The 25,774-nt window shown below is 67.5% G+C and carries 25 protein-coding genes and 1 pseudogene; 19 read left to right on the top strand and 7 right to left on the bottom strand.

All coding sequences use genetic code 11. From position 1 onward, the window contains the following. From cydB to AZH51_RS06875, 11 genes are all read left to right on the top strand, one after another. On the top strand, positions 1-1,035 hold the full coding sequence (gene cydB / locus AZH51_RS06825) for a cytochrome d ubiquinol oxidase subunit II (RefSeq protein ID WP_291522604.1): 1,035 nt from the start codon (positions 1-3) through the stop codon (positions 1,033-1,035). Then, positions 1,022-4,306: a thiol reductant ABC exporter subunit CydD gene (gene cydD, locus AZH51_RS06830; RefSeq protein WP_291522606.1), complete on the top strand. Its 3,285-nt coding sequence runs from the start codon at positions 1,022-1,024 to the stop codon at positions 4,304-4,306. The genes cydB and cydD overlap by 14 nt, the downstream gene beginning before the upstream one ends. Continuing rightward, on the top strand, positions 4,303-4,695 hold the full coding sequence (locus AZH51_RS06835) for a BlaI/MecI/CopY family transcriptional regulator (protein ID WP_291522609.1): 393 nt from the start codon (positions 4,303-4,305) through the stop codon (positions 4,693-4,695). Before cydD ends, AZH51_RS06835 begins: the two co-directional genes overlap by 4 nt. A 23-nt stretch (positions 4,696-4,718) precedes the next feature. Then, complete coding sequence (locus AZH51_RS06840) at positions 4,719-5,804, top strand: hypothetical protein (protein WP_291522611.1); 1,086 nt, start codon at positions 4,719-4,721, stop codon at positions 5,802-5,804. Positions 5,805-5,940: 136 nt separating this feature from the next. Continuing rightward, positions 5,941-7,059 (top strand): ROK family transcriptional regulator, encoded by a 1,119-nt coding sequence (locus tag AZH51_RS06845; RefSeq protein ID WP_291522614.1) that lies wholly within the window; start codon positions 5,941-5,943, stop codon positions 7,057-7,059. Between the two features lie 90 nt (positions 7,060-7,149). Further along, positions 7,150-8,439, top strand: coding sequence for an extracellular solute-binding protein (locus AZH51_RS06850; protein WP_291522616.1), 1,290 nt, complete (start codon positions 7,150-7,152; stop codon positions 8,437-8,439). Positions 8,440-8,558: 119 nt separating this feature from the next. After that, positions 8,559-9,515, top strand: coding sequence for a carbohydrate ABC transporter permease (locus AZH51_RS06855; protein ID WP_291522617.1), 957 nt, complete (start codon positions 8,559-8,561; stop codon positions 9,513-9,515). Beyond that, complete coding sequence (locus AZH51_RS06860; RefSeq protein WP_291522619.1) at positions 9,512-10,348, top strand: carbohydrate ABC transporter permease; 837 nt, start codon at positions 9,512-9,514, stop codon at positions 10,346-10,348. Before AZH51_RS06855 ends, AZH51_RS06860 begins: the two co-directional genes overlap by 4 nt. Continuing rightward, entirely contained in the window at positions 10,345-11,793 is a 1,449-nt protein-coding gene (locus AZH51_RS06865; protein ID WP_291522621.1) for a glycoside hydrolase family 3 N-terminal domain-containing protein, read from the top strand. Before AZH51_RS06860 ends, AZH51_RS06865 begins: the two co-directional genes overlap by 4 nt. Beyond that, positions 11,794-12,579: a hypothetical protein gene (locus tag AZH51_RS06870; RefSeq protein WP_291522624.1), complete on the top strand. Its 786-nt coding sequence runs from the start codon at positions 11,794-11,796 to the stop codon at positions 12,577-12,579. Positions 12,580-12,605: 26 nt separating this feature from the next. Beyond that, on the top strand, positions 12,606-13,388 hold the full coding sequence (locus tag AZH51_RS06875; RefSeq protein WP_291522626.1) for a hypothetical protein: 783 nt from the start codon (positions 12,606-12,608) through the stop codon (positions 13,386-13,388). Positions 13,389-13,392: 4 nt separating this feature from the next. On the opposite strand, the gene AZH51_RS06880 is transcribed toward AZH51_RS06875, so the two are convergent. The 4 genes from AZH51_RS06880 to AZH51_RS06895 are packed head-to-tail and all read right to left on the bottom strand — an operon-like array spanning position 13,393 to position 17,290. Continuing rightward, the gene (locus tag AZH51_RS06880; protein ID WP_291522628.1) at positions 13,393-14,307 is read right to left on the bottom strand and encodes a M56 family metallopeptidase; all 915 of its coding nucleotides are present in this window, start codon (positions 14,305-14,307) and stop codon (positions 13,393-13,395) included. Positions 14,308-14,357: 50 nt separating this feature from the next. Further along, positions 14,358-16,688, bottom strand: coding sequence for an MMPL family transporter (locus AZH51_RS06885; RefSeq protein ID WP_291522630.1), 2,331 nt, complete (start codon positions 16,686-16,688; stop codon positions 14,358-14,360). 24 nt (positions 16,689-16,712) lie between these two features. After that, positions 16,713-17,024 carry a hypothetical protein gene (locus tag AZH51_RS06890; RefSeq protein WP_291522631.1) on the bottom strand — a complete coding sequence of 104 codons (312 nt, stop codon included), beginning with the start codon at positions 17,022-17,024 and terminating at the stop codon, positions 16,713-16,715. Further along, a complete protein-coding gene (locus AZH51_RS06895) occupies positions 17,012-17,290 on the bottom strand; it encodes a TetR/AcrR family transcriptional regulator (protein ID WP_291522633.1) in 279 nt (92 codons plus the stop codon). The genes AZH51_RS06890 and AZH51_RS06895 overlap by 13 nt, the downstream gene beginning before the upstream one ends. A 181-nt stretch (positions 17,291-17,471) precedes the next feature. Here AZH51_RS06895 and AZH51_RS06900 point away from each other — a divergent pair, with 181 nt between their 5' ends. Genes AZH51_RS06900 through AZH51_RS06915 form a run of 4 tightly spaced genes read left to right on the top strand, consistent with a single transcriptional unit; the run spans position 17,472 to position 21,285 of the window. After that, the gene (locus AZH51_RS06900; protein ID WP_291522635.1) at positions 17,472-18,242 is read left to right on the top strand and encodes a DUF4282 domain-containing protein; all 771 of its coding nucleotides are present in this window, start codon (positions 17,472-17,474) and stop codon (positions 18,240-18,242) included. Positions 18,243-18,261: 19 nt separating this feature from the next. Then, positions 18,262-19,359, top strand: coding sequence for a galactose-1-phosphate uridylyltransferase (galT, locus tag AZH51_RS06905; RefSeq protein ID WP_291522636.1), 1,098 nt, complete (start codon positions 18,262-18,264; stop codon positions 19,357-19,359). Further along, positions 19,356-20,528, top strand: a complete 1,173-nt coding sequence (gene galK / locus AZH51_RS06910; protein WP_291522637.1) for a galactokinase — start codon at positions 19,356-19,358, stop codon at positions 20,526-20,528. Before galT ends, galK begins: the two co-directional genes overlap by 4 nt. 4 nt (positions 20,529-20,532) lie before the next feature. Then, the gene (locus AZH51_RS06915) at positions 20,533-21,285 is read left to right on the top strand and encodes a class I SAM-dependent methyltransferase (protein WP_291522639.1); all 753 of its coding nucleotides are present in this window, start codon (positions 20,533-20,535) and stop codon (positions 21,283-21,285) included. A gap of 50 nt (positions 21,286-21,335) precedes the next feature. On the opposite strand, the pseudogene AZH51_RS06920 reads toward AZH51_RS06915, so the two are convergent. Beyond that, positions 21,336-21,416 (bottom strand): annotated as a pseudogene (locus AZH51_RS06920) (alcohol dehydrogenase); the annotation flags it as partial. 79 nt (positions 21,417-21,495) lie between these two features. Between AZH51_RS06920 and AZH51_RS06925 the strand changes: the two are divergent. Genes AZH51_RS06925 through AZH51_RS06940 form a run of 4 tightly spaced genes read left to right on the top strand, consistent with a single transcriptional unit; the run spans position 21,496 to position 24,270 of the window. Further along, positions 21,496-22,269: a VOC family protein gene (locus tag AZH51_RS06925; protein ID WP_291522641.1), complete on the top strand. Its 774-nt coding sequence runs from the start codon at positions 21,496-21,498 to the stop codon at positions 22,267-22,269. Positions 22,270-22,312: 43 nt separating this feature from the next. Next, positions 22,313-23,728: an adenylosuccinate lyase gene (gene purB, locus AZH51_RS06930; protein WP_291522643.1), complete on the top strand. Its 1,416-nt coding sequence runs from the start codon at positions 22,313-22,315 to the stop codon at positions 23,726-23,728. A gap of 29 nt (positions 23,729-23,757) precedes the next feature. Further along, positions 23,758-24,039, top strand: coding sequence for a metal-sensitive transcriptional regulator (locus tag AZH51_RS06935; protein ID WP_291522645.1), 282 nt, complete (start codon positions 23,758-23,760; stop codon positions 24,037-24,039). A 12-nt stretch (positions 24,040-24,051) separates the two neighbouring features. Beyond that, entirely contained in the window at positions 24,052-24,270 is a 219-nt protein-coding gene (locus AZH51_RS06940) for a heavy-metal-associated domain-containing protein (protein WP_291522647.1), read from the top strand. A 1-nt stretch (position 24,271) separates the two neighbouring features. Here the strand turns inward: AZH51_RS06940 and AZH51_RS06945 are convergent, their stop codons facing one another. Both AZH51_RS06945 and AZH51_RS06950 read right to left on the bottom strand, forming a co-directional pair. Then, on the bottom strand, positions 24,272-24,925 hold the full coding sequence (locus AZH51_RS06945; RefSeq protein WP_291522649.1) for a VOC family protein: 654 nt from the start codon (positions 24,923-24,925) through the stop codon (positions 24,272-24,274). Between the two features lie 43 nt (positions 24,926-24,968). Next, positions 24,969-25,772 carry an RNA methyltransferase gene (locus AZH51_RS06950; RefSeq protein ID WP_291523015.1) on the bottom strand — a complete coding sequence of 268 codons (804 nt, stop codon included), beginning with the start codon at positions 25,770-25,772 and terminating at the stop codon, positions 24,969-24,971. Between the last annotated feature and the right edge of the window lie 2 nt (positions 25,773-25,774).

Raw genomic sequence — 25,774 nt, forward strand, 5'->3', positions numbered from 1 at the left:
ATGGGTCTGCAGGAGTTCTGGTTCCTGATCATCGCGGTCCTCTGGATCGGCTACTTCACCCTGGAAGGTTTCGACTTCGGTGTCGGCATGGCACTGCCGGTGCTCGGCCGCGGGCCGGACGCCGAGCGGCGCAAGCGGGTGATGCTCAACACGATCGGCCCGGTCTGGGACGGTAACGAGGTCTGGTTGCTGACCGCAGGTGGCGCGACGTTCGCCGCCTTCCCGGAGTGGTACGCCACGCTGTTCAGCGGCTTCTACCTGGCGCTGTTCCTGATCCTGGTCGCCTTGATCATCCGGGCGCTCGGCTTCGAGTACCGCGGCAAGCGGGACAGCGACGCCTGGCGACGCGGATGGGACTGGTGCATCGCCATCGGCTCCTACCTGCCGGCGCTGCTGTGGGGTGTCGCCTTCACCAACATCGTGCGGGGTGTCCCGATCGACGCCCAGCACGAGTACACCGGCAACCTGTTCACACTTCTGAACCCGATCGCCCTGCTCGGCGGTCTGATGACGCTGACGGTCTTCTTCCTGCACGGGTTGAACTTCATCTCGCTGAAGACGACCGGGCAGATCCGGCAGGACGCGCAGGCGCTGGCGACCAAGGTCTGGGTCGTCGCGGCCGTCATCACCGTGGCGTTCATGTTGATCATCAACATCGAGAAGGGTTCGCTCTGGAGCTGGCTGTCCTTCCTGGTCGCCGTCATCGCCTGTGTCGGAGGCTTTGTCGCCCACCTGGCCGATCGTGAGGGGTGGGCCTTCACCGGCACCTTCCTGGCGATCGCCTTCGTGGTGGCCTCGTTGTTCTTCGCGCTGTTCCCCGACGTGATGCCTTCGAGCACCAACCCGGCCTACTCGCTGACGATCTACAACGCCTCCAGTAGTCACCTCACGCTGCAGATCATGACGGTGGTCGCGGTGATCTTCACCCCGATCGTGTTGCTCTACCAGGGCTTCACCTACTGGATGTTCCGCAAGCGCATCTCGGTCGACAACATCCCGCCGGCCCAGGACGAGCGGGACCTTGCGACCGTTTGATCCCCGGCTGGTCAAGCAGGTCCCGGCCACCCGCCTGCCCGTCGCGGTCATCGCGGCGCTGGGGGTGGTGGCCGGGATCCTTGCTGTCGCCCAGGCATTCGCCATCGCCGCACTGGTGGTCGCGGTCGTGCACGGCCATGACCTGCGTACGCCCGCGATCGCCGTACTCGCCCTGCTGATCGGGCGCGGATTGGTCACCGGCGCAGGCGATCTGGCCGCCGCGTGGGCGGGCAGCCGGATCAGTGCGGCGCTGCGGGAGCGCTTCCTGGCCGGGACCTTGCAGCAACCAGCCGACGAGCGGGCCGACTCCGGCACCCTGGTCACGCTGGCCACCGCCGGCGCTGCCAGCGTTGAGCCGTACGTCGCTCGCTACCTGCCCGCGCTCATCACCTCCGCGGTGGTGCCGCCCCTGGTCCTGGTGGCGTTGCTGGTCACCGACTGGCCCAGCTTCCTGATCGTGGTCCTGACCCTGCCGCTGCTGCCGTTGTTCGCTGCCCTGATCGGGCGGCACACCCAGGCCCAGGTCGACAAGCGCTGGGCCGCTTCGAACCGCCTGGCCGGGCACTTCCTGGACGTGATGCGCGGTCTGCCGACCCTGGTGGGCTACCAGCGCGCCGAGCACCAGGTCGGTGTCGTCGCCCAGGTCAGCGATCAGCACCGCAAAGCAACCAACCGCACGCTGCGCACCGCCTTCCTGTCCTCGGCCGCACTGGAGTTGCTGGCCACGATCTGTGTGGCGATGGTCGCGGTCGCGGTGGGTCTGCGGCTGGCCGGCGGGCACATGCTGCTCGGCGTCGGATTGACCGCGATCCTGCTTGCGCCCGAGGCGTATTGGCCGATCCGGCGGGTCGGTCAGGAGTTCCACACCGCCGCTGACGGCGTGCAGGCGATTGATGCATTGCTGGCCGAGGCGCCCGTGCCCACCGAGCCGCCCGCCGCTGGGCTGCTCACCGCCACCGATCTGACCTACCGCTACCCCGGCACCGAGCGCGACGTCATCAGCGACCTGTCGATCTCCCTCGAGCCGGGGCTGACCGCCATCGTGGGCGAGTCCGGTGCGGGCAAGACGACCCTGCTTGAGTTGCTGGCCGGGCTGCGGACGCCGACGAGCGGCACCGTGCAGGGTCCGCGTACCCATCTGGTCACGCAGCGACCGCTGCTGATCCCCGGCACTGTCGCAGACAACCTGCGGCTGGGCAACGACGCGTCGGCCGCGGACCTGCGAACGGTTATGCAGCACACCGGTTTTGACGCCGTTGTCGCATCGCTACCTGCTGGTCTGGACACCCCCGTCGGCGATGACGGGTCCGGTCTGTCCGCCGGGCAGCGGGGCCTGCTGGCCCTCACGCGGGCCGTCCTGGACCCGACCGCCGTGATCCTGCTGGACGAACCCACCGCGCACCTGGACACCTCGGTCAGCGCCGGCGTCGAGGACGCGCTGCGCACCTTGTCCCAGGGCCGCACCATCGCTGTGGTCACCCACGACCCGATGCTCACGATGTACGCCGATCGCGTCGTCACCGTGCCGGTCACCCCGTCCGCTGAACCGGTGACCGTGCCGAGCGCCGGCGCTGTGGCGGAAGCGCATCAGCCTCTGGCGCAACCGAGTTCGCCGGAGCCGTCGATCCCGCAGCGGCGGCCGGTGCTCTGGCCGGCCAAGGGTGTCGTGCCTGCAGCGTTGGTCGGCTCGTTGGCCACGATGTGCGGGGTCGCCCTCACTGCCACCTCCGGCTGGTTGATCGTGCAGGCCAGTCTGCGACCGGTCGTCCTGACGTTGCTGGTCGCGATCGTGGCCGTGCGCACCTTCGGCATCGGCCGGCCGGTGCTTCGCTACACCGAGCGGTTGCTGTCGCACAACGCCGCCCTGCGCGACCTCACTCTTCGCCGCACAGCGCTGTTCGCCCGGTTGATCCCCCTGACCCCGGCCCGGCTGGGCCGTCAGCGGCGCGGGGACGTGCTGAACCTGGCCGTGCACGACCTGGACGACGAGGTCGACGCACAGGTCCGGGTACTGGTCCCGGCGATCGGCACCGCGCTGACGCTGTTGATCGCGATCGTCGTCGCGACGGCACTGCTGCCGGTCACCGGTCTGGTGTTGTTGGCGATCGCCCTAGTGGTGCTGATCGTGGGAGTTCTCGATTTTCTGCTGGAGCGGCGGGCCCAGCCCTCGGTCCTGGAGGCCCGCAGCGACATCGGCGCCGTTGCGGAGCTCGCAACCTCGAATGCGACTGCGCTGCAAGGAATCCACGCGCAGCAGCCGGTGCTGGCGCGACTGCGGGAAGCCCAGACACGCAGCGCCCGGGTCAGCCTCACGGCGGCGACCGCCCGCGCCACTGGCGACACATTGAGCCTGATCACCGTCGGTATCGCGACCGTCGCCGTCGCTGTGCTGGCCGGGCACGCCGTCTCCGACCAGCGCATCTCGCTTCCGGTGGCGGGTCTGCTGACGCTGCTCCCGGTGGCCCTGACCGATGTCCTGACCAGTGTGCCGGACATCGTGAACGCCCTGTGCCGCAGCCTGATTGCGCGGCGCAGGCTGGTGACGTTGACCGATCAGGAGCCAGCGGTGCGGGATCGCAGCGCGGCCTCGACACCGCCGGTACCTCAGCATCCGGTGCTCGAACTGGCGCAGGTCAACGCCTCGTGGGACGACGTACACGATGCGTTGCGGCACGCCGACCTGCGGGTGGCACCTGGTGAGCACATCGCCCTGGTGGGAGACAACGGGACCGGCAAGTCGACCGCGTTGGCCGTGCTCGCGCGGCAACTGGAACCCACGGCCGGTCGCTACACCATCGACGGGGTGGAGGTGGGCACCTGGGCCCCGGACGACGTACGTCGATTGGTCGCCCTCGTGGACGACGAGCCGCACGTCTTCGCCGGCTCGGTGCGCGCCAACCTGTTGTTGGCCCGGCCGCACGCGACCGACCACGAAGTCACCAGCGCCCTCATCGACGCGGGTCTGGGTCATTGGCTGGGCGGTCTGCCGCACGGCCTGGACACCATGCTCGGCACCGGACAGCGAGGCGTTTCCGGCGGTGAACGGACCCGGTTGGCGATCGCACGAGCGGTGCTGTCCGGGCGGCCCGTGGTGCTGCTGGACGAGCCCGTTGCGCACCTGGACGTGCCCACCGCACGGTCCGTGCTCAGTGACGTCCAGGTGGCTTTGCGAGAATCCTCTCTCGTGATCGTCTCCCACCAGCAGATCGGCCTCGAGGGCTGCGACCGGGTCGTCGCCCTCCGGGATACCGCAGAGGCGACCCACTCATGAGCCGTCGATCCACCCTCGGTGATCTCGAACGCCAACTCATGGATGTCCTGTGGGAGGCCGAGCCGGGCGCTCGTCTGTCGTCGCGTCAGGTCCAGGAACTCATGGATCCTACGCAGGAGCGGGCCTACACGACGATCAAGACGGTGCTGGATCGGCTGGTCGAGAAGGGTGTCGTGCAACGGCACCGCGACGGGCGGATCTGGCGCTACCGGGCCAGGGCCAGCCGGCAGTCCCTCACCGCCGAATCGCTGCGCTCCGTCCTCGGTGACATCGAGAGCAGTGACCGCAGTACGACGCTGCTGCGTTTCCTCGAAGGCGTCGAGCAGGCCGACCGGGCCGAGTTGCGACGGCTGCTGGATCAGGTGGAAGCAACTGACCGTCCGGCGTGACTGTGCGGGGCTATGGTTCGGCTATGAATCTGCGCCGTTGCACGGGTGCCGTCGCTGTCGCCTTCGCCCTGGTCGGATCCCTTGCGGGATGCGGCAGCCAACACCTCACCGGCGCAGGCACCGCCGCTGCCACCGCGACCTCCACTTCGGTCGTGCCGCCAACCGCGCAGCGCAGCGCCACCGAGTTGGTCAAGGCGATGCGGGCCTCGACCGCAACGGCGACGTCGTTCCAAGCGACCGGGACGATCAAACTCGACTTCAGCAGTGTCCAGGCCGAATCGACCGACGCCGCAGCGGATCCCACGAGTTCGGACGACCCCTACGCCAGCTATCTGCCCTCGGATGCGTCGCCTGCAACTACCCAACCCCCCGACGTCATGAAAGTCGACGTCGCGGGGCAGACGAACGGCACCGGGTTGCGGCTGACCACGTCGCACGACGGCGGCACCAGCACCATGATGGTCGTCGCCGACACCGTGTACTTCCGGGGTGACAAGACGTTTTTCGACGACAACGGCACCGTCAGTTACGACGACAATTCCGGACAGACCAGTAGTTCGCCCTCACGCCTGGCCGAGTACGCCGATCAGTGGATCTCCACCCCGGTCGCTCTGGCCACGAACCCACATTTCAAGGGGACGCTGAAGCAACTGCTGGACGAGACCATCTCCACCAAGGCGTGGCCTGACGCCAAGGTCGCTGCTGCAACGGTCACCCCGATCGTCGACGAGGGCGTCCCGGCCTACCGGATCACCGCAAGCAAGAACTCGTTAGTCATCGCCGCGGATGATGCCGCGACGCTGCGTTCGGTCGTGACCGGAAATCCCTACGAGGTCCAGACGCTGCGCTTCTCGAACTGGAACTCCGTGCCCGCGCTGACCGCACCGGCCGACGCCATCCCCAGTTCGAAACTCCCCGGATGGGCACAGTCGTCGATGAGCGACTACCTCTCGGAGGGCTCCGGCTCCGAAACCAACTCGGGATCGGGCTCCTCGGATGGGTCGACCTCCTCCGGCTACTACACCTCCGCGGATGCCAGTGGATCTACCGGCGAAGCCTCGGCGACTGCGGACCTACCCAGCGCCGCGTGGGCAACGTCCACCGGCTGACCCGCAACAGCGGAACACTCGACCCACGCATGACCTGCGTCGATGTCCGTCTGTGATCTGCGTTACCCAACTGTGACCCACCAATTTCACGGAAACCTCTTGCCAGGAGTTTGTTAGTAGCGTTTCCTAACTATCTATGAGCACCCAGGGCGCCTCTCCCCGCCGCGAAGTCCGCGGCCGTCGCGACGCTGCCAAAGTGCTGCCCGGCGACGCCCGTGCCCATAACCGGTCGCTGGTCCTGCAGGGTCTCTTCGACGAGGGGCCGATGAGCCGAGCGGACCTGGCCCGGCATACCGGCCTGACCCGGGTCACCATCTCCGAGCTGGTTGCCAGCCTGATCGACGACGGCCTGGTCGCCGAGGTCGGCACCCGCACCGAGTCCCGCCAGGGCAAACCGGCCACGCTGGTCGACCTCGCCCCGGACGGGCCGGTGGTCATCGCGATCGACCTGTCCGGCGACCACCTGGTCACCGGCGCGCTGGTCGACCTGGGCGGTGCCATCCTCGCGCGGCAGAGCAAGCCGATCGTCGATCTGCAGTACGCCGTGGCGGATGTGATCGAGGTAGCCACCGCTCTCGTGGGGCTCAGCACCCGCCCCGTGCTCGGCATCGGGATCGGCACCCCCGGCATCGTGGATGCCGCTGGCGCGGTCGTCGTCGCGCCCAACCTCGGCTGGGAGAACGTCGAGCTGGCCAAGCGGGTCAGCTCGTGGACGGGTCTGCCGACGTACGTCCAGAACGACGCCAACGCGGCCACACTCGCGGAGGGCACGTTCGGCGAGGGCGACAACAACGGACTGTTCCTCGTGACCATCGGTGCCGGTGTCGGTGGCGGGGTCCTGATCGACGGCCGACCCCTGGTCGGCCCGCTGCAGTCCTCCGGCGAGATCGGCCACGTCGTGGTCGAACCCGATGGCCCGGAGTGCGCCTGCGGCAACCATGGCTGCCTCGAGACCTACCTGTCCGCGAACGCGTTGCGGCAGGCGGACGAGGAGGGCCGGCGGCGGGCCGGTCAGTTGCTGGGCACCGTGATCACTCCAGTGGTCACGACGCTCGGAATCGCGGACGTCGTCTTCTATGGAGACGCCGACGTGTTGGACGGGCCGGTCATCGAGGCGACGCGACAGGCGTTGGCCTTCCAGACCCTGCCCTTCGTGGCCCAACGGATCCAGGTCCGTCAGGTCGCTCGCAGCGCCGAGCACGTGCTGACCGGTGCTGCCGCCCATGTCCGTTACCAAGAGCTCGGTGTCGTATGACATCGCTGACCGTCAGAGAACCCGCCTGAGAGCACCTCTCCTACCACGCAGTTCACGACTAACCGCACCCTCCACCACCTAAGGGGAATCATGAAGATCAAGTCCACGGTGAGCTTCACCCTCGCCTCCGTCCTCACCGCAGGTGCGCTCGCAGCGTGCAGCAGCGGCAGCACCACCACCGGCGGCGGCAACACCTCCGGTGCCACCAGTGGTGGCGGCGCCAAGACCATCAACCTCTGGCTGGCCGGCAAGGAGGACACGCCCAAGGAGCTGACCGACTGGCTGGCCAAGACGTGGACGACCAAGTACCCGGGCAGCACGTTGAAGATCACCCACATCGACTGGCCGGAACTGACCACGCGCCTGAACACCGCGTTGCAGAGCGACACTCCGCCGGACGTCGTCGAGGTCGGCAACACCCAGGCCGCGGCGTACACCAGCGTCGGCGCTTTCAGCGACCTGACCAGCAAGATGAGCGAACTGGGCAGCGACATCGGACCCAAGAGCTTCATCGAGTCGGGCGAGTGGGACGGCAAGAACTATGCCGTGCCGTACTACTGGGGTTCGCGCTACATCTTCTACAGCAAGAAGGCGTTCAAGGATGCCGGTATCGCGGTGCCGACGACGCTCGCCGACTTCGACAAGGCTGCGGTGACCCTGAAGCAGAAGCAGGCCGGCAACACCAAGTACTCCGGCTTCTGGCTGCCGGGTCAGGACTGGCGCAACGGCATCAGCTGGGTCTTCGCCAACGGTGGCAACATCGCCACCCAGGAGAACGGCAAGTGGGTCGGGCAGTTGGCTTCCCCCAACAGCGTCAAGGGCCTCACCGAATGGCAGACCCTGGCGCAGAAGGCGACCACCGCGCCGAAGGATGGCAAGGACGCCGAACCGTGGACGGCCTTCAACAACGGGCAGAGCGCGATGTTCATGGCACCGAGCTGGGCACGTTGGAGCGTGGACAAGGCCAAGACCGCTGACCTGGGCGCGTTCGCCCTGCCCGGTGTCGACGGTGGTGCGGCCCCGGTCTTCGCCGGTGGCTCGGACCTGGGCATCGCGGCCAAGTCCAAGAACCAGGACCAGGCGTTCGACGTGTTGAAGCTGATCTACAGCGACGACTACCAGAAGCTGCTGGCCAAGAACGGGCTCGGTCCGGCGCGGTCCAACTTCACCGACCTGATGGGGAGCGATGAGTTCGCCAAGGCGGCCATCTCGGCGGCCAGCAACTCCAAGCTGACCCCGACCTCCCCCAACTGGGCGGGTGTCGAGACCTCCAACGTCATGGAAGCCTTCTTCGGCAAGATCGCCAGCGGCGCTGACGTGACCACCACTGCCAAGGAGACGGATGCCACTCTGGAGAAGGCGCTGAACGCCAGCTCCTGAGCCACCTGGGCCCGACAAGGCCCTCACCTGCTACGCCGGGAGTCTGGGTACCCCGCCTACCCGGGCTCCCGGCGTACACCAATCACTTTGTCCGACAACCGAACCGACCAGGCCAGGACATGACAATTCTCATCAACGAACCCGTCACCGTCACGGGTGCACCGGCCAAGAAGGTACGGCGCCAGCGGGTCAGTCGGTCGCTGGGCCCCTGGCTGTTGCTCCTTCCCGCCATCGCTGTCCTGGTCATCGGACTGGGAATCCCGTTGGTGCGTCAGTGCATCATGGCTTTCCAGCACTACGGACGAGCGCAACAGTTCGGCCAGCCGGCGACCTTCAACGGGTTGGAGAACTTCCGGGCGGTCTTCACCGACCCCGACGTGTGGGCCGTGGTCATCCGGTCCCTTGCCTTCTGCGCCGTCAACGTCATCGTCACCATGCTGATCGCCACCGCGATCGCATTGTTGATGACCCGCATCTCGACGGCCCCTCGGATCATTTTGCAGGTCTGCCTGCTGCTGGCCTGGGCAATGCCTGTCATCGCCGCAATGACCGTGTGGCAGTGGCTGTTCGACACCTCCTACGGCGTCATCAACTGGACGCTGGTGCACTTGGGTCTCAGCGGATTCGACCAACACAACTGGCTGATCAACCCGTTGTCCTTCTTCTTCGTCGCGACCGTCATCGTGGTCTGGATGAGTGTGCCCTTCGTGGTCTTCACCCTTTACGCGGCGCTCACCCAGGTCTCGGACGAGATGCTCGAAGCATCTGCTCTGGACGGCGCCAGCGGCCTGCAGCGGTTGCGCTATATCATCTACCCCACGATCCGCCCGGTCATCTCGATCGTCGTCCTGCTCCAGATCGTCTGGGACCTGAGGGTTTTCGCGCAGATCAACTATCTGCAGGGCGTCGGCGGCACGGTCAGTGAGACCAACCTGCTCGGCACCTTCATCTATCAACTCGGCGTGGGCAACAGTAACTACGGTGTCGCCTCTGCTCTGGCCCTGCTGGTGCTGTTGATGACGCTGATCATCAGCTCGGGCTATATCCGCTCACTGCTCAAGGAGGCGAAGGCATGACCGCCGTGACCGCACGCAAGGGGCGCACCCGGGGCTGGAACGCGGTCGCGATCCTGCTCGCCGTCGTCTGGGTCTTCCCGGTGTACTGGATCGTCAACAGCTCCCTGCAGCCGACCGAGAAGCTGCGCGGCACCACGCCCGCCTTCTTCCCGAGCTTCGATTTCTCCGCCTACGGACGCGTCTTCGGGCCGGACTTCCTTGCCTCGCTTCGCCTTTCGCTGACCGTGACGCTGATGGCGATCATCGCTTCAGTCATCTGCGCGTTCATCGCCGCCGTTGCCATCTCCCGGTTCCGCTTCCGCGGCCGGATCTCCTTCATCCTGGTCGTGCTGGCCGTGCAGATGATCCCGCCGGAAGCGCTGTTCATCTCCCAGTACAAGATGCTGGCCGACTGGAACCTCTACAACACCGCGTTCGGTCTGGCCCTGCTCTACACCGCGATGATCCTGCCCTTCACCATCTGGATGCTGCGCGGCTTCGTCGACGGTGTCCCGTTGGAACTCGAGGAAGCCGCGATGGTCGACGGCTGCAGCCGCATCGGCGCGTTCTTCCGGGTCACCTTCCCACTGCTCGCACCGGGCCTGGTCGCCTGCAGCGTCTACGGATTCCTGCAGGCGTGGAACGAATACACCCTCGCCGTCGTGGTGATGGACCCGAACAACCGCACGCTGCCGCTGTGGCTGCGCGGGCTGTCCAGTGTGTCCAACCAGGCGGTCGACTGGCCGGCAGTCATGGCTGGCGCCACGCTGGTCGCGGTGCCGGTGATCGTGTTCTTCATGATCGTTCAGAACAAGATGGCGTCGGGTCTGGTGTCGGGCGCGGTCAAGGGATGAGCGATCAGATCACCCGGGCGGCGTACGGCGTCCTACTAGCCGCGTTCGACGGCACCTCGATCCCGGATTGGTTGCCGGCCGCCTACGACGCAGGCCTCGGCGGAATCTGCCTCTACGGCAACAACATCGCTGAAGGATCATCACTGGCGGCGCTGGGCCGTGAGGTGCGCGCCCTGGCGCCGGACGCCGTACTCACACTGGATGAGGAAGGCGGCGACGTCACCCGGCTGCACACCCTCGACGGCAGTCCCTACCCGGGTAACGCCGCCCTCGGCCGGGTCGACGACATCGACGCCACGCGGGTCGTCGCCGCAGCGATCGGGGCCGAACTGCGTGACGCGGGAGTGTGGTTCAACCTCGCCCCGGTCGCGGACGTGAACAGCAACTGGCGCAACCCGGTCATCGGCACCCGCAGCTTCGGTGCCGATGCGAACCTGGTCGGACGGCACACCGTGGCCTACCTCATGGGCCTGGCCGACTCAGGCGTCGCCGGCTGCCTCAAGCACTTCCCGGGCCACGGCGACACCGCGACCGACTCCCACGTGTCGCTCCCCACGGTCACCGCCGATGAGGCCACCCTGCGCGAGCGGGAACTGCTGCCGTTCCGGATGGCCATCGCGTACCAGGCACCGGCGATCATGACCTCGCATGTCGTCCTGCAGGCCCTTGATCCGAGCCGTCCTGCAACCCTGAGCCGCCCGGTACTCACCGGCCTGCTGCGCGAGGAACTGGGCTATGACGGGGTCATCGTCACCGACGCGCTCGACATGGCCGGTGCCAGCCAGGGGCGCGGCATTCCCGCCGCGGCGGTCGAGTCCCTTATCGCCGGAGCCGATCTGCTGTGCCTCGGCCCGCAACACGGACCGACACCGACCGTGCTGTACGACTGCGCCCGGGCCATTGCCGCCGCCGTCGATGACGGGATCCTTCCTGCAGCCCGGTTGCTCGACGCTGCCGAACGCGTGGGCGCCCTCCGACAGCGCTGGACCACCGCTGCCGAACCCAACCCGTCCGCGATCGACACCGGTCGCGCTCGAGCGCGGGCCGTCGCCGACCGTATCGTCGCTGGCTCCCCACGACTCGACCCTGGCCCGGTCACCGTCCTGCGGATCACCAGTGGCACGAATCCCGCTGTCGGCGAGACGGTGTGGGGTCAGCTGCCCCTCGGGTCGTGCACTGACGTAGCCGTCGCCGAACTGGAGCAGACACCCCCGCCGACCGGACCGGCCGTGATCGTCGGCCGCCGCGCCAGCAGCGACCCGCAGGTGTGGGCGTGGCTGGCGCATTGCCTCGAGCAGAACCCGCAGGCGATCGCCGTGGAACTGGGTTGGCCGACACCGGCCGCCAAGCAGCACCCCGCCGTGGTCTGCACCTGGGGACAGGCCAAAGTGCTCACCGACGCCCTTGCGGACGCAGTGACCCCACGGACGCCTACGATCGGCTAGGTGAACAGCTCCCGGTCACGTCTGGTCACTTTCGCTGCCACCTGCGGCCTCGTCCTGAGCCTCGCCGCCTGCGCGTCATCGATCGAGGTCGCCCTGCCGTCGAACGCGGCCACGACCAGCGGCACCGCGTCCAGCGCCCCGACTCCCCCCGCCTCAAACAGCAGCGCCAGCAGCACGTCGAGCGACAGCACGACACCGACGGTCGATGCCCTGACCCAGCAGATCACGGCGAACTTCAACAGGGCCAAGAGCGCGCACCTGGTGGGTACGTACACCAAGGACGGCGAGACCCGGAAGTTGGACATTTCCGGCGCGGTCGATGGCAGCAACCAACGCACCGTTCTCACGATCGACAAGGACAACGTCAAGGCCGAGATCCGCACGGTGGGCGACCGGGTCTACGTCAACGGCAACGAGGGGTACTACCGCACTTCCGGGGTGCCCAGCAGCAGGGCAAAACAGGTCGCCGGTCGGTGGCTGTCGGTCCCGGCGATCACGGCCGGCTCCCTCACCAAGGAATTCTCGCTGCGCACCATCTTCACCGACCTGGCGTCCAACATCGCCAAGAGCCGCAACGCTGGTCTGACCGTCACCGGTTCCACCCGTAACGGGCAGAAGGTCTGGCAGGCAGCCAACGCACAGACGACCATCGTGGTGGCCGCCGACGGCAGCGGCCGACTGGTCAGCGCCTCCAACAACGGCCTGCTCAACACCCAGGCCTACACCTTCGACCAGTGGGACTCCGCGCCCACCGTCGAGGTCCCGGCCGATGCGATCACGACCTGAGCGCACCTGACCCTTAGCATGACCGGATGACCCGTCACGTCACCCGATCCACCCTGTCCGTCGCCGTCGCTGGACTGGCCCTCTCCCTGGCTGCCTGCAGCAGCACCACGACCGTCACCGCAACGGGCAGCGGGACCGCCGGCCGCAGCACGACCACCAGCGCCAGCCCCAGTCCGACCGCCAGCACCACATCCAGCACCACGAGCAGTAGCGCTGCCACCCCCACCGTGGAGGGCGCCGTACAGCAGATGAACGCCGGCTTCGCCAAGACTAAGACCGCCCACGTGGTCGCCGAGTCCGTGGACGGTAGCGAGACGATCAAGATCGAACTGGCCGGCACCATCGACGGCAAGAACCAGCAGGGCATGCTGTCCAACAACTCCGCCGCGGAAGGCGGCACCGTGCAGTTCGTCGTGGTCGGTGGCAAGCAGTACCTCAAGGGCGACGCGGACTACTACAAGCACTCCGGAAACTCCAACGGCGCCAAATACGCAGGCAAGTGGGTCATTGCGCCGGCATCCGCGAGCGCAGGGTTCAGCCAACTGACGCTGAAGAGCCTCTTCGATGAGATGGAGAGCAACTTCGATGCTGCCAAGACCGGGAAGATGAAGCTGACCAACGTCACCGAGAACGGCGCGCCGGCCTGGCAGATCGCCGACAGTTCGACGACGGGCGTGATCGCCGCTGACGGATCGGGTCACCTGCTGCGTGCTGAGCACAAGGAGGCGGGCAAGACCGAGAAGTACGTCTTCGACCAGTACAACGCCGTTCCCCCGGTCACCGCACCGGCAGGGGCGATCCAGGGCTGAGGGGTCAGCGGCCGGCCAGGGCCCAGGCGGTGACGGCCAGCGGAAGCGCGACCAGCACGGCGCTGACCGCGGTGACGATCACCGTCTGGGCGGTGTAGGAGCGGGTGTCGGCCAACCGTTCAAGGCGCGCCACGGCTGGTGCTCCCCCGCCACCCATCGCCCCCGAAGGGTGCGGCGCATCCGCCAACAGCACGATCGCGCGGGCCACCGGAGCCCGCCCGACGACCTGTTCGGCCCCCCGGTCAGCCAGGATCTCCACCAGTAACCGGCCACGGCCCAGGCCGCGATCGCTGCGCAATGCGGTGGGTACGGCGGTGTGCAGCACCGTGAAGAACTCCAGGATCAGGTCGTGCCGCTGCCGTAGATGGGTCACCTCGTGGGCCAGGACCGCCTGCAAACCGACCGGCCCCAGTTGCTCGCCGATGGCGTCGCTCACCACCACGCGGCTGCGCAGGCCGGGAACGCAGTACGCCGTGGGAGTCGGGTGAGCCAGCACCGTCAGGGAGTGCGGTGGGCTGCCCAGGGCGCGCCATCGACGTACGCCGAGTGGCGGCTCCACGCCGGGGTCAACGGCCAGGAGGTCGATGAGTTCGCGATGCTGGCGCCGGGAGGTTCGCAGCGCGGTTCCCACGCGGTGTCCCCGCACAGCCAGGCGCCCGAGCAGGACGCCGGACACGACGATCCCGACCAGCAGCATCGGCAGGTGCGCGGCCGGATCGGGCAGCTCCCGTCCCTCGCGGACGAAGCCGAGCACAGCGACCGGCGCGAGCAGGACACCGGCGAGGATCGCGGCGACGGAAACCGCTTGCCATAGCAGCAGACTGGCTCCGGGCGAGCGCACCTGACCGCGCCATCGCGGCAGCAGGTGCGTGGTGAGCAGGCAGGCCGCTGCGATGAGGAGAAGAAGCAGCGCCGGCACCCCTTTATTGTCTCGCAGTTCGAGGGGTGCCGGCGCCAGTTCGCGCGCGATCAGGCCGGGTCGGGCGCCTCTTCGTGCGCCGCATGCTTGGGAGCGTGCTGTTGGCCGTCGCTGCTGATGCCCTGTAGCTTCTCGCCCTCGACGTCCACCGAGGGCAGGATCTTGTCCAGCCACTTTGGCAGCCACCAGGCCTTCTCACCCATCAGGAACATCGCGGCCGGGATGATCATCATCCGCACCAGGAAGGCGTCGAAGAAGACCGCCGCCGCGAGCGCGAAGCCCATCGAGACGATGAACTGCTGGCCCTGCAACATGAAGGCTGCGAAGACCGAGATCATGATGCAGGCCGCGGCCGTCACAACCCGGGCGCCGTGCCGGAAACCGTCCACCACCGACTCGTGGGCGTCCGCGCCGTGCACGTGCGCTTCTCGCATCCGGCTGACCAGGAAGACCTGGTAGTCCATCGCCAACCCGAAGACGATGCCGATCAGGATGATCGGCAGGAAGCTGACGATGGGTTCGCCGGAGAAGATCCCGAAGGCGCCCTTCTGGAAGATCATGACGGTCGCACCGAAGGTCGCCAGGACCGACAGCAGGAAGCCCAGCGTCGCCGTCAACGGGACGAGGATCGAGCGGAAGACCATCATCAACAGGATGAAGGCCAGGCCGACCACGATCGCCAGATACTTCGGCAGGGCCGAGGTCAGCGCGTCGGAGACGTCGGTCTGGATCGCGGTGACGCCCGTGACGCCGACCGTGGTCTTGGTCTTCGCCTCGATGGCCGACTGACCGTCGCGCAGGTTGTTCAGCAACGTGGTCGTTGCCTCATCGTCCGGGCCGGACTTGGGCGTGATCAGGATCTGCGCACCCGTGGAGTCCTTGTTGACTGCGATGACCTGTGCGTTGGCGACGTCCCCCTGCGTGGCGGCCCACTCGGTCACTGCACCGAACGCGGCCAGGCGTGCCCTCGGCTCCTGGATCCCGGTGGCGTCCACCACGGTGATCAGCGGCGCCGCCCGGCCGGGGCCGAAGCCCTCCGAGATCAGGTCAGCGGCCTTGCGCTGGGTGGTGTTGGTCGCGGCCGTCGAGTCGGTCGGCAGGGCCAGGTGCAGGTCCTTGGCCGGGACGGCCAGCACAATGAGGACCAGCGTGACGATGCCGCCGATGACCGCCGGTCGTTTGCCGATGAAGCGGGCCCACCGGACGCCGTTGTTGATGACCTTGCCGTCGGAGTCGAAGTCGCGGTGCGGGGTCCGGAACGAACCGCCGAAGGCGTGCGACTTCAACATGCCGAGGACCGCGGGCAGCAGGGTGAGCGCGACCAGGACCGCGAAAAACACCGTGCCGGCGGCGGCCATACCCATGGTGGTCAGGAACGGGATACCGACCACGGACAGCGCGGCGAGCGCGATGAGCACGGTCAGACCCGCGAAAACGACTGCGGAACCTGCCTTTCCGACGGCCAGCCCCGCAGCGTGCGCCCGGTCGTCGGTGTTGCGCAGCTCCGAGCGGTAGCGCGACAGGATGAACAGCGTGTAGTCGATCCCGACGGCCAGACCGATCATCGTGGCGAGGATCGGGGTGGTGGTGCTGATCGTCGTGAACTTGCTGGCGATCATCACCCCGATCGTCCCGGCGCCGACACCCACGAACGCGGACAGGATCGGCAGACCGGCAGCGACCAACGAGCCGAAGGTGATCAACAGGACGATGGCCGCCACGGCGACACCGAGCAGCTCACCGGAGCCGCCCTCGACGTCGAACTTCTGCATGCCGCTGCCGTTGACCTCGGCCTGCAGGCCGGTCTTGCGGGCATCCGCCAACGCCGACAGGACGGCATCCTGACTCGCGGGTTTGACGTCGGTCACCTTGGCAACATCGAAGTCGAAGCTCATCGTGCCGATCCGGCCATCGGCGGACAGCGGCAACAACGCCTTGGCGTTGGCTTCGGCCTGGGCGACCGGCTGGCCCTGCTTCACGGCGGCCTGCACCGCCATCTCGAACTGCGCCTGCGAACCCTGCACCGGGTTGACCAGCGTCTTGGCGTCGGCCGGCATCTGCGGGCCCTTCTTCAACTGCGCGATCAGGTCGTTCACCGCGTTGGAGTACTTCTCCTCCTTCAGCGTGTGACCCTTCGGCGCGGCGACCACGACCGTCACAGCGGCCTGGTCTTCAGCGTTCCCCGTGCCGGGGAACAGCTTCTGCTGCATCGTCTGGGCCTGCAGCGACGGGATGCCCGGGATCGAGAAGCTGTCCTGGTAGGGCTGCTTCACCGCGCCCGCGAGGGCGCCGAAGCCGACCAGGGCAACGATCCACGCGATCAGGAAGAAGTACCACTTGCGGTACGCCGCGTGGCCGAGTTTGTAGAGCAGGGTCGCCATGGTTCCTCGTCTGGTGAGTGCGATCTAGCGGATGGAAATCAGGGACCGGGCCACCTGCAGGTGGTCCCGGACGATGGTGTCGAGCGTGCGGTCGTCGGGATGCCCGACGAATTGGTCCAGAGCGCTACCGAAGACGCCCTTGATGACACCGAGGGCCACGCACGCCTCGTCGCGCGGCAACCCGGAGCGTTGCTCGACAAGGCCGGTCATGGTCTTGGCAACCTCATCGAATCGTGCGACGGCGGCGTTGAACACCCTCGGATTGGTGATCAAGCAGTCGCGCATCGTGGTCCATTGCTCACGGGTCAGTGGGCCCCACACCGTCACACTGCGCACACGAGTTCTCCCAGGTCGCCCATGAGGTCGCCCTGCGGACCGCCGGCCAGGAACGTGTCGACCGCATCCTGCGGCAGGCCGGGCGGTGCACCCAGCACAGCATCAAGTTTGCCCGGGAAGTAGTTGAAGAGCGTGCGACGGGAGACTCCGGCCTGCTCGGCCAACTCCTCGAGGGTGAAGTGCTCGTAGCCCTGCTCGACCGCCAGACGCTGCGCGCAGAACGTGATGCGCAGAGCCGTCTTCTCGCGACGGGTCAGGGTGGACATGAGGGAAACATTTGCATTCTGGGGGCAGATAGTGCAATTCGAGAGGGTGTGATCCGCGCCTCATTGCGTTCGCTGGGCCTAGTCCGCCGCCGCGTCGGCGCGTAACCCGAGGGTGTAGGTGACCTCGGCTAGGTTGGAAAACAATCAGTCACTCACCACGCGATCCATGAGGGAGACGATCATGACCGACTCCGATACGCCGAGCACCCCCGACCCCCAGCAGCCGGCACGACCCGGCAGCCTCGGGCAGTCCTACCCGGGGCCGGAGCACACCCAGCCGACCCCCACGCACGGTGCACCCGCCGGCGGTCAGCCGCAGGCGCCGTACCAGGCCCCCGGTCAGCAGCCCCCCGCCCAGCAGCCCGCGGCTCCGCAGCAGGCACCCGGCCAGCCGGCGCCGGGGCAGGGCCGCCCCTCGCAGTACCAGCAGCCCCCGCAGGGCTACCCGCAGCAGGGCGCCCCCCAGCCCGGCGCACCGCGCCAGGGCTACCCCCAGCAGCCGGGCTACCCACAGGGCCAACCGCAGGGCTTCGGGCAGGCGCCCGGCCAGGGCCAACCGCAGCAGGGTGGACCCGGTTTCGGGCAGCAGGCGGCGGCCGTCGGCGGCCAGTTCGCCAACGACGCCGGCAAGGTTGCCAAGGGCGCTGGCGACGGGCTGGGCGCGCTGTTCTCCGACCTGCAGTTCAAGAAGTCCCTGACCGGGAAGCTGGCCAGCATCGTCTTCCTGGGCGCCATCGTGTGGGCGATCCTGAACTTCATCAGCAACCTCACCTACTACTGGGGCACCGGCTACGGCGGCTACAGCAACATGAGCGGCGGGTCGGCGTTCTTCCACACCATCGCCGACATCATCTGGCTGTTGTTCTTCATCATCGCCGTCCGGATCACGCTGGAGGTAGCGCTCAACATCGCCAAGATCGCTGGGCGCGAAAAGGATTCGAGCGCCAAGTAGCACTCGGGCACATCGCGCAATGGAGCGCACTCCCAGCACGCTGGCCGACGGCCGGCAGATCATCTGGTACGACGCCGACGGCACCCACCGGGTGCCGTCGGTTGATCGTCGGCCGCTCGAGCCGTCGATCGTCATGTCACAGATGCGGAACGACCCGCTGACCGGTGAATGGATCGCGGTGTCGTCGGCCCGGCAGAACCGCACCTACATGCCGCCGGCCGACGAGTGCCCGCTGTGCCCATCACGCGATGGCCGGATGTCCGAAATCCCTTCTGCTGACTATCAAGTCGTCGCCTTTGAGAACCGCTTCCCCTCTTTCGCGACCCACATTCAAGGTGTCGAGATCCAGGACGACGGCTTCGACCAGGTGCGCCCGGCCACCGGCCGCTGCGAGGTGCTCTGTTTCACCAGCGACCACGACTCCACCTTCGCGTCACTGACGCCAGCCCAGGCGCGACTGGTCGTCGACGCCTGGGCCGACCGCACGGCGTACCTGAACTCATTGGACGTCGTGAAGCACGTTTTCCCGTTCGAGAACAGGGGCATCGAGATCGGGGTGACGCTGCAGCACCCGCACGGGCAGATCTACGGCTACCCGTTCATCCCGCCCCGTGCGAAAACCGAGCTCCGCCACGCCGCCGACTATCGAGCGGGCTACGGGCACAACATGTTCGGGCACATCATCGCCTTCGAGCAGGATGGTCCACGGGTGGTGGCCAGCAACGAGGAGTGGATCGCCTTCGTGCCGTTCGCCGCCCGCTGGCCGGTCGAGGTGCACCTGTATCCGCTGCGCCGGGTGCTGGACCTCAGTGAGTTGGACGAGGCGCAACGAGATGCCTTCGCGGTGATCTATCTGGACCTCCTGCGCCGCTTCGACCGCATGTATGACTCCCGGTTGCCGTATATCGCCGGATGGCAGCAGGCACCGGCTCCCGATCCGGGCAACGAGCAGACCACTGCGTTGCGTGCTGAGGCCTGGCTGCACCTGGAACTGACCTCGATCCGACGCGGCCCGGACAAGCTGAAATATCTCGCTGGCTCCGAGTCCGGTCAGGGCGCCTTCATCGCCGACATCCTGGCCGAGCCGCTGGCCGAGCGACTGAGGGAGCTCGCATGACCGACGTCCAGACCCCTGCGCCGCGCTCGGTCGATGAGTTGACGGCGACCTTCGTCGAGCAGTTCGAGGCAGAGCCGGACGGCGTGTGGTTCGCACCCGGCCGGGTCAACATTATTGGCGAACACACCGACTACAACGACGGATTCGTCCTGCCGATCGCGCTGGCCGAGGGCACCTGGGTCGCCGCGCGGCGCCGCGACGACGACACGGTGCGACTGCACACCGATTCCTCCGACGTCTCCGATCAGAGCGTCACGCTCCGGCTCGGGGACCTGCACGAGGGGCAGTCGGTCGGCTGGGCGTCCTATGCCGCGGGAGTGGGTTGGGCCGCCGCGCAGCGCGGGTTGGAGGTGCCCGGTCTGGACATCGCCGTAGCCTCCAATGTGCCCACCGGAGCAGGGCTTTCGTCCTCGGCCGCATTGTCCTGCGGTACGGCGCGTGCCTGGGTCGATCTGGCCGGCTGGAGTCTGTCGGACACCCAGGTCGCCGACCTCGGCCGGGACGCGGAGAACCACATCGCCGGTGCGCCGACCGGTCTGATGGACCAACTGGCCTCTGTCTGTGGGCAATCCGGTCACGCGATGCAGATCGACACGCGCTCGGTGAAGATCACGCAGATCCCGTTCGACCTCCCGTCGCACGACCTGGCGCTGCTGGTCATCGACAGTCGCGCCCCGCACGCCCTGGTCAGTGGTGAGTACGCCGAGCGGCGCCAATCGTGCCAGGAGGCCGCGGCCGCGTTGGGAGTCAGAGCACTGCGCGACGCATCGGTCGACGACCTCGACGGGCTGCCTGACCTGCTGCAGCGTCGTGCTCGGCACGTGATCACCGACAGTGAGCGCGTCGAGCAGGTCGCTGACTTGCTGACCAACGGGTCCGATCCGCGCACCATCGGCCCGTTGCTCACGCAGTCACACATCTCGATGCGGGACGACTTCGAGATCACCGTGCCGGTCACCGACCTGATCGCTGAAACCGCTTGTGCTGCAGGTGCTTATGGCGCCCGTCAGACCGGCGGCGGTTTCGGTGGTTGCGTGATCGCTCTGGTCGATGCCGACGCTGTCGAGACCGTCGCCGCGGCCTGCGCCGACGCCGCGGTCAGCGCCGGCTTCACCCGACCGGTCGCCTTCGTCGCCGTCCCATCTGATGGCGCTCGCCGCATCAGCTGACGTCGTGCGAACCTTCGACGACCTCCTTGCCGAGGCCGACGCCGCGGACGTCACCGGGTGGGGTTTCGGCTGGCTCGATGGCCGGGCCACCGAGGAGCGCCCGCCATGGGGATACGCCCGGCAACTCGCAGCCCGACTCGCGACGGTCGGCCGGGCGCTCGACATCGACACCGGGGGCGGCGAGGTAATCGCGGAAGCTTCGGTCCTGCCCGATGACATGGTGGTCACGGAGTCGTGGCCACCCAATGCCGAGCGCGCTCGCACCCTGCTCGGGCCCCGTGGTGTCCGGGTGGTCCAGACCGACGCGTACGGCCCACTCCCCTTTCACGACGGCTCGTTCGAACTGGTCACATCGCGGCACCCCGTGCAACCGGACTGGCCCGAAATCCACCGGGTCCTGCAGCCTGGCGGACGCTACTTCGCCCAACACGTCGGACCCGCTTCGGCTTTCGAGCTCATCGAATACTTTCTGGGACCGCTGCCCCGGCAACGGCGGGCTCGCGATCCGCAGGTGGAGAGCAGCGACGCCGAACGCAGCGGCCTGATCGTTGACGCGGTGCAACGGGCACGCTGTCGGATGGAATTCTTCGACATCGGCGCGGTCGTCTGGATCCTGCGCAAGTGCCCCTGGTGGGTGCCCGACTTCACTGTCGATACCTATCGCGACCGACTGCTGGACTTGGACCGACAGCTGCGAAAGGGCGAGCCGTTCGTGGCGCACTCGACCAGGCAGCTCATCCAAGCCTGGCGACCCTGAGGTACCCCGATCGGATTGACGAATCAGTACCGGATCACGACGCGACCGTCGATCGCGTACTGCGCCGCGACGTGTCCGAGACCACCGATCCCGGAGATCGCGACCCATTGCCCGGCTCGGACCTCGGTCTGCCCCGTTGCGAAGTCCTAGCTACCACGCTACGGACTGGAGGGTTGCAACGAGGTTCCGCGAGCGCCGTACGCTCAGGGCATGACCACGCGTGACACCAACTGGCCCGCCGGCTACCCCTGCTGGATCGACATCAGCTTCGAGACCGAACACCGCCGCCTGCACCACGCGGCCACGTTCTACGGGGAGTTGTTCGGCTGGCGCGTCGCGGAGGGCGACGATCAGTACGGCGGCTACCGGATGTGCTTCAAGAACGACGCCGCCGTGGCCGGGCTGATGCCGAAGGCGGACCCGGGCCAGCCCACGCAGTGGCTGCTCTACCTGGCCGCCGACGACGCGCAGGCGAGCGCCGCAGCCGTCCGGCAGTACGGCGGTCAGGTCGTCGTCGAGCCCATGGACGTCGGCACGCTGGGGACCATGGCAGTGTGCGTCGACCCGCAGGGCGGCTACTTCGGGCTGTGGCAGGGCAAGGAGCACCACGGCTTCGAACTCATCGACGAGCCGGGTTCGGTGGGCTGGTCGGATCTGCTGACCCACGACGGCCGCGCGGCCCAGGAGTTCTACGCCGCGGTCTTCGGCTACACCTACCGCGAGGCCGATGCTGACGGCTACTTCTTCATCGAGAGGGACGGCCAGGTCATCGGCGGCCTGCACCAGGCTCCCCAGGACGTCCCGGTCAGCTGGCTGGTGCACTTCAACGTGGCCTCCCGCGACGCCTCTGCCCAGATCGCCCAGGAACTCGACGGCGAGATCGTCATGACGCTGGACACCATCGCCGGCCCCGAGGCCACCATCCAGGGGCTGGGCGGCGAGTACTTCAACCTCGTCGAGCCGACGAACAACTTCACCCTCTGACCGCGTTTTGCCCAGCGATGGGCGGGCACGGGAGAATCGGGTCATGCGTTCGCTGGCCGACATCACCCCGCCCATCGCCCTCGGTGCCCTCGACGGCCGCTACCGCGCCGTTGTCGCGCCGCTGGTGGACCACCTGTCGGAGGCGGCGCTCAACCGGCAGCGGGTGCACGTCGAGATCGAGTGGCTGATCCACCTGACCAGCGAGCACGTGGTCCCCGGGGTACGCGAGCTCACCGGCGCCGAGCAGGACCACCTGCGCGCCATCGTCGATGAGTTCGGCGCCGAGGACATCGCCGAACTGGCCGAGATCGAGCGGGAGACCGTCCACGACGTCAAGGCGGTCGAGTACTACCTCAAGCGGCGACTGCCGGCAATCGTGGGTGACGCCGACGCGGCCGGGCTCTCGGAGCTGATCCACTTCTGTTGCACCAGCGAGGACATCAACAACCTGTCCTACGCACTGATGGTCCAGGGCGCGACCCAACAGGTCTGGCTACCCAAGGCGACCGCCCTGACCGATCAGGTCCGCACCATGGCGCGCGACCTGGCCGAGACCCCGCTCCTGGCGCACACCCACGGCCAACCGGCGACGCCGACGACCATGGGCAAGGAACTGGCCGTGCTCGCGCACCGGCTGCGCCGCCAACTGCGTCGGGTCAAGGACGCGGAGTACCTGGGCAAGCTGAACGGTGCCACCGGCACGTACGGCGCGCACATCGAAGCCGTGCCCGGCGCCGACTGGGTGGGCATCTCCAAGTCCTTCGTCGACGGCCTCGGGCTGACCTGGAACCCGCTGACCACCCAGATCGAGAGCCACGACTGGCAGGCCGAGCTCTACTCCGACATCGCCCGCTTCAACCGGATCCTGCACAACCTGTGCACCGACACCTGGACCTACATCTCGATGGGCTACTTCGCGCAGGTCCGCGGACAGGGCACGGTCGGGTCCTCCACGATGCCGCACAAGGTCAATCCGATCCGCTTCGAGAACGCCGAGGCGAACCTCGAGGTCAGCAACGCGCTGCTCGACGTGCTGTCGGCGACGCTGGTGCAGAGCCGTCTGCAGCGTGACCTCACGGACTCCTCGATGCAGCGCAACGTCGGCACGGCGTACGGACACTCAGTCCTGGCGATGGACAACGTGAGCCGCGGGCTGGCCGGGCTGGACGCCGTACCCGAAGCGATGCTGGCCGACCTCGACGCGAACTGGGAGGTGCTCGCCGAGCCGATCCAGTCGGCGATGCGGGCGCTGGGCGCCCAGGGTGTGCCGGGGATGGAGCAGCCCTACGAACGGCTCAAGGAGCTCACCCGTGGCCGCCGTATCAACGGCGATGACCTGCGCGAGTTCGTGAAGGGTCTCGGTCTGCCGGGTGAGGTGGAGGAGCGCTTCCTGACCATGACCCCCGCGACGTACGTCGGTCTGGCGCCTAATCTGGTCGCCTACCTCGACATCGACTGAGATATACCCCAAGGGGGTATCCTGTAGTCATGGCTGGCTACACCGGAAGCAAGGACGACTACCTCAAGCGGCTGCGTCGCATCGAGGGGCAGGTCCGTGGCGTGCAACGCATGGTCGACGAAGACACCTATTGCATCGATGTGCTCACGCAGATCAGCGCCATCACCAAGGCGCTGCAGTCGGTGAGTCTCGGCCTGCTGGAGGACCACATCGGGCACTGCGTCGTGGACGCGGCCCGGGAGTCCGACGAGGCCGCCCAGGCGAAGGTCGAGGAAGCCGCGGCCGCGATCGCGCGTCTCGTGCGCAGCTAGAAGGAGACGGATATGGAACAGCAAGTCATCGTCAACGGAATGACCTGCGAGCACTGCGTGCGCGCGGTGACCGAGGAGCTGACCGCGATCGACGGGGTCAGTGACGTGCACATCGAACTGGTCAGCGGTGGCAACTCACCGGTGACGATCCTGAGTGAGGATCTGGTCGACCCGGAGTTGATCGCCGCGGCCGTCGACGAGGCTGGCTACCAGGTTGTGACCGGCGACTAGCTCAGATCGTGACGTCGCCGTCCGGCGTGGTGAAGGTAACCGACAGCAGACCCGGAGTGCCCTTCGGCGCGGCGAAGTCGAACGCGATCTCCGGCTCCCACTCTTCGCGGTCAACACCGGGCTCACCGGTCAGGCCGAGCCATTCGCGGACCCGGTCCGGGGAACCGGCGATGGCCATCGCCTTCAGCGAGGCGTGGGCCGGACCGTCCGTGGACGGATGCGGGACGTTCTGACCCCACTCGATGAAGTACGGCACCTGCGCGTCGTTGGTCAGACCCTTCAGACCCAGCTGCTTCCAGGTGAGTTCGGTGCCATCCGGGCGATGCCGCAGACCCGGTGCCGAGGCGCGGCCCACCAGACCCTCCGCGATCGCGATGTCCTCGACGCCGACGACCCAGCCCAGCCAACCGCCACCACCGACGGAGCGGGCGCGGACCGCCTGCCCGAAGGGCGCCTTGTCCGAGGCGGGGTGATCCAGGACCTCCACGACCTCCAGGAAGCGGCCATCGAGCAGCGGAATGATCGAGTTACGCGTGCCGAACCGTGGGTGCACGCCACCATCGACCGGCTCCGTGCCGAGCTCATCGCCGAGGCGCTTGGCCGTCGCGATCAAACCATCGGGCTCTGCTGCGTAGACAACGTGATCGACTCGCATGTTCAGATGGTGCCACCTGACTTCCCGCACAACGAATCGGGGGTCAACCTCCGCTTTGTCGCTGCCGAACGGCTTCGTAGAGAACGATGGCCGCTGACGTGGCCACGTTCAGCGAATTGACCTTGCCGGACATGGGGATTCGCACCTTGACGTCCGCCGCGTCCAGCACCTGGTCGGTCAGTCCGGTCTTCTCCGTACCGACCGCGATGGCGACCGGTCCGGTCAGGTCCACCTCGGTGTGCAGCGTGTCCGTGTCAGGCGTGGTTGCCACCAGACGTACGCCGCGTGCGGACAACCATTCCAGCGTCGCCGTGGTGGGGGCGGCGGCGACCGGCACTGCGAACACAGTCCCCTTCGAGGCGCGCACGACGTTCGGGTTGCCCCAGTCGGTGACCGGATCGGCCGCCACGAAGGCATCGACGCCGGCCGCGTCCGCGGTGCGCAGCATGGCGCCGAGGTTGCCGGGCTTCTCGACCGCTTCCGCAACGAGCAGCAACGGCTGCGTCGGCAGTTCTAGCTCGTCGGGGAGTGCGGACACGGCCGGGACGACTGCGAGGAAACCGTCCGCACCCTCGCGATACGCGACCTTCTCGAAGGCGCCGCGGCTGAGGGTGATGATCTCCGCACCGGCGGCTGCTGCGGCATCGACCACGTCCTGCTGGCGCGTGGGATCAGCCATCAGCTCCTCGGCGAGGAAGAGCGTCTCCGGGCGTACGCCGGCGGACAGCGCCAGCCCCAACTCGTCGTACCCCTCGACCAGGGTCTGCCCGGTCTGCTCCCGACCGCGGCGACGACGCAGGGTCGCCAATGCCTTCAGCCGCGGGTTCGCCGCGGAGGTGATGTGCAGGG

This window comes from Branchiibius sp. NY16-3462-2 (assembly GCF_001594145.1).
In the GTDB taxonomy this organism is placed as follows: Bacteria; Actinomycetota; Actinomycetes; order Actinomycetales; family Dermatophilaceae; genus Branchiibius.

Coding starts and splice junctions, on each gene's coding strand:
- AZH51_RS06885 (WP_291522630.1), bottom strand. CDS start 16,688: ATGGCGACCCTGCTCTACAAACTCGGCCACGCGGCGTACCGCAAGTGG.
- AZH51_RS06945 (WP_291522649.1), bottom strand. CDS start 24,925: ATGCGAGTCGATCACGTTGTCTACGCAGCAGAGCCCGATGGTTTGATC.
- AZH51_RS06895 (WP_291522633.1), bottom strand. CDS start 17,290: ATGTCCACCCTGACCCGTCGCGAGAAGACGGCTCTGCGCATCACGTTC.
- AZH51_RS06935 (WP_291522645.1), top strand. CDS start 23,758: ATGGCTGGCTACACCGGAAGCAAGGACGACTACCTCAAGCGGCTGCGT.
- AZH51_RS06850 (WP_291522616.1), top strand. CDS start 7,150: ATGAAGATCAAGTCCACGGTGAGCTTCACCCTCGCCTCCGTCCTCACC.
- AZH51_RS06940 (WP_291522647.1), top strand. CDS start 24,052: ATGGAACAGCAAGTCATCGTCAACGGAATGACCTGCGAGCACTGCGTG.
- AZH51_RS06855 (WP_291522617.1), top strand. CDS start 8,559: ATGACAATTCTCATCAACGAACCCGTCACCGTCACGGGTGCACCGGCC.
- AZH51_RS06835 (WP_291522609.1), top strand. CDS start 4,303: ATGAGCCGTCGATCCACCCTCGGTGATCTCGAACGCCAACTCATGGAT.
- galK (WP_291522637.1), top strand. CDS start 19,356: ATGACCGACGTCCAGACCCCTGCGCCGCGCTCGGTCGATGAGTTGACG.
- AZH51_RS06840 (WP_291522611.1), top strand. CDS start 4,719: ATGAATCTGCGCCGTTGCACGGGTGCCGTCGCTGTCGCCTTCGCCCTG.
- galT (WP_291522636.1), top strand. CDS start 18,262: ATGGAGCGCACTCCCAGCACGCTGGCCGACGGCCGGCAGATCATCTGG.
- purB (WP_291522643.1), top strand. CDS start 22,313: ATGCGTTCGCTGGCCGACATCACCCCGCCCATCGCCCTCGGTGCCCTC.
- AZH51_RS06925 (WP_291522641.1), top strand. CDS start 21,496: ATGACCACGCGTGACACCAACTGGCCCGCCGGCTACCCCTGCTGGATC.
- AZH51_RS06845 (WP_291522614.1), top strand. CDS start 5,941: ATGAGCACCCAGGGCGCCTCTCCCCGCCGCGAAGTCCGCGGCCGTCGC.
- AZH51_RS06865 (WP_291522621.1), top strand. CDS start 10,345: ATGAGCGATCAGATCACCCGGGCGGCGTACGGCGTCCTACTAGCCGCG.
- AZH51_RS06860 (WP_291522619.1), top strand. CDS start 9,512: ATGACCGCCGTGACCGCACGCAAGGGGCGCACCCGGGGCTGGAACGCG.
- AZH51_RS06875 (WP_291522626.1), top strand. CDS start 12,606: ATGACCCGTCACGTCACCCGATCCACCCTGTCCGTCGCCGTCGCTGGA.
- cydB (WP_291522604.1), top strand. CDS start 1: ATGGGTCTGCAGGAGTTCTGGTTCCTGATCATCGCGGTCCTCTGGATC.
- AZH51_RS06900 (WP_291522635.1), top strand. CDS start 17,472: ATGACCGACTCCGATACGCCGAGCACCCCCGACCCCCAGCAGCCGGCA.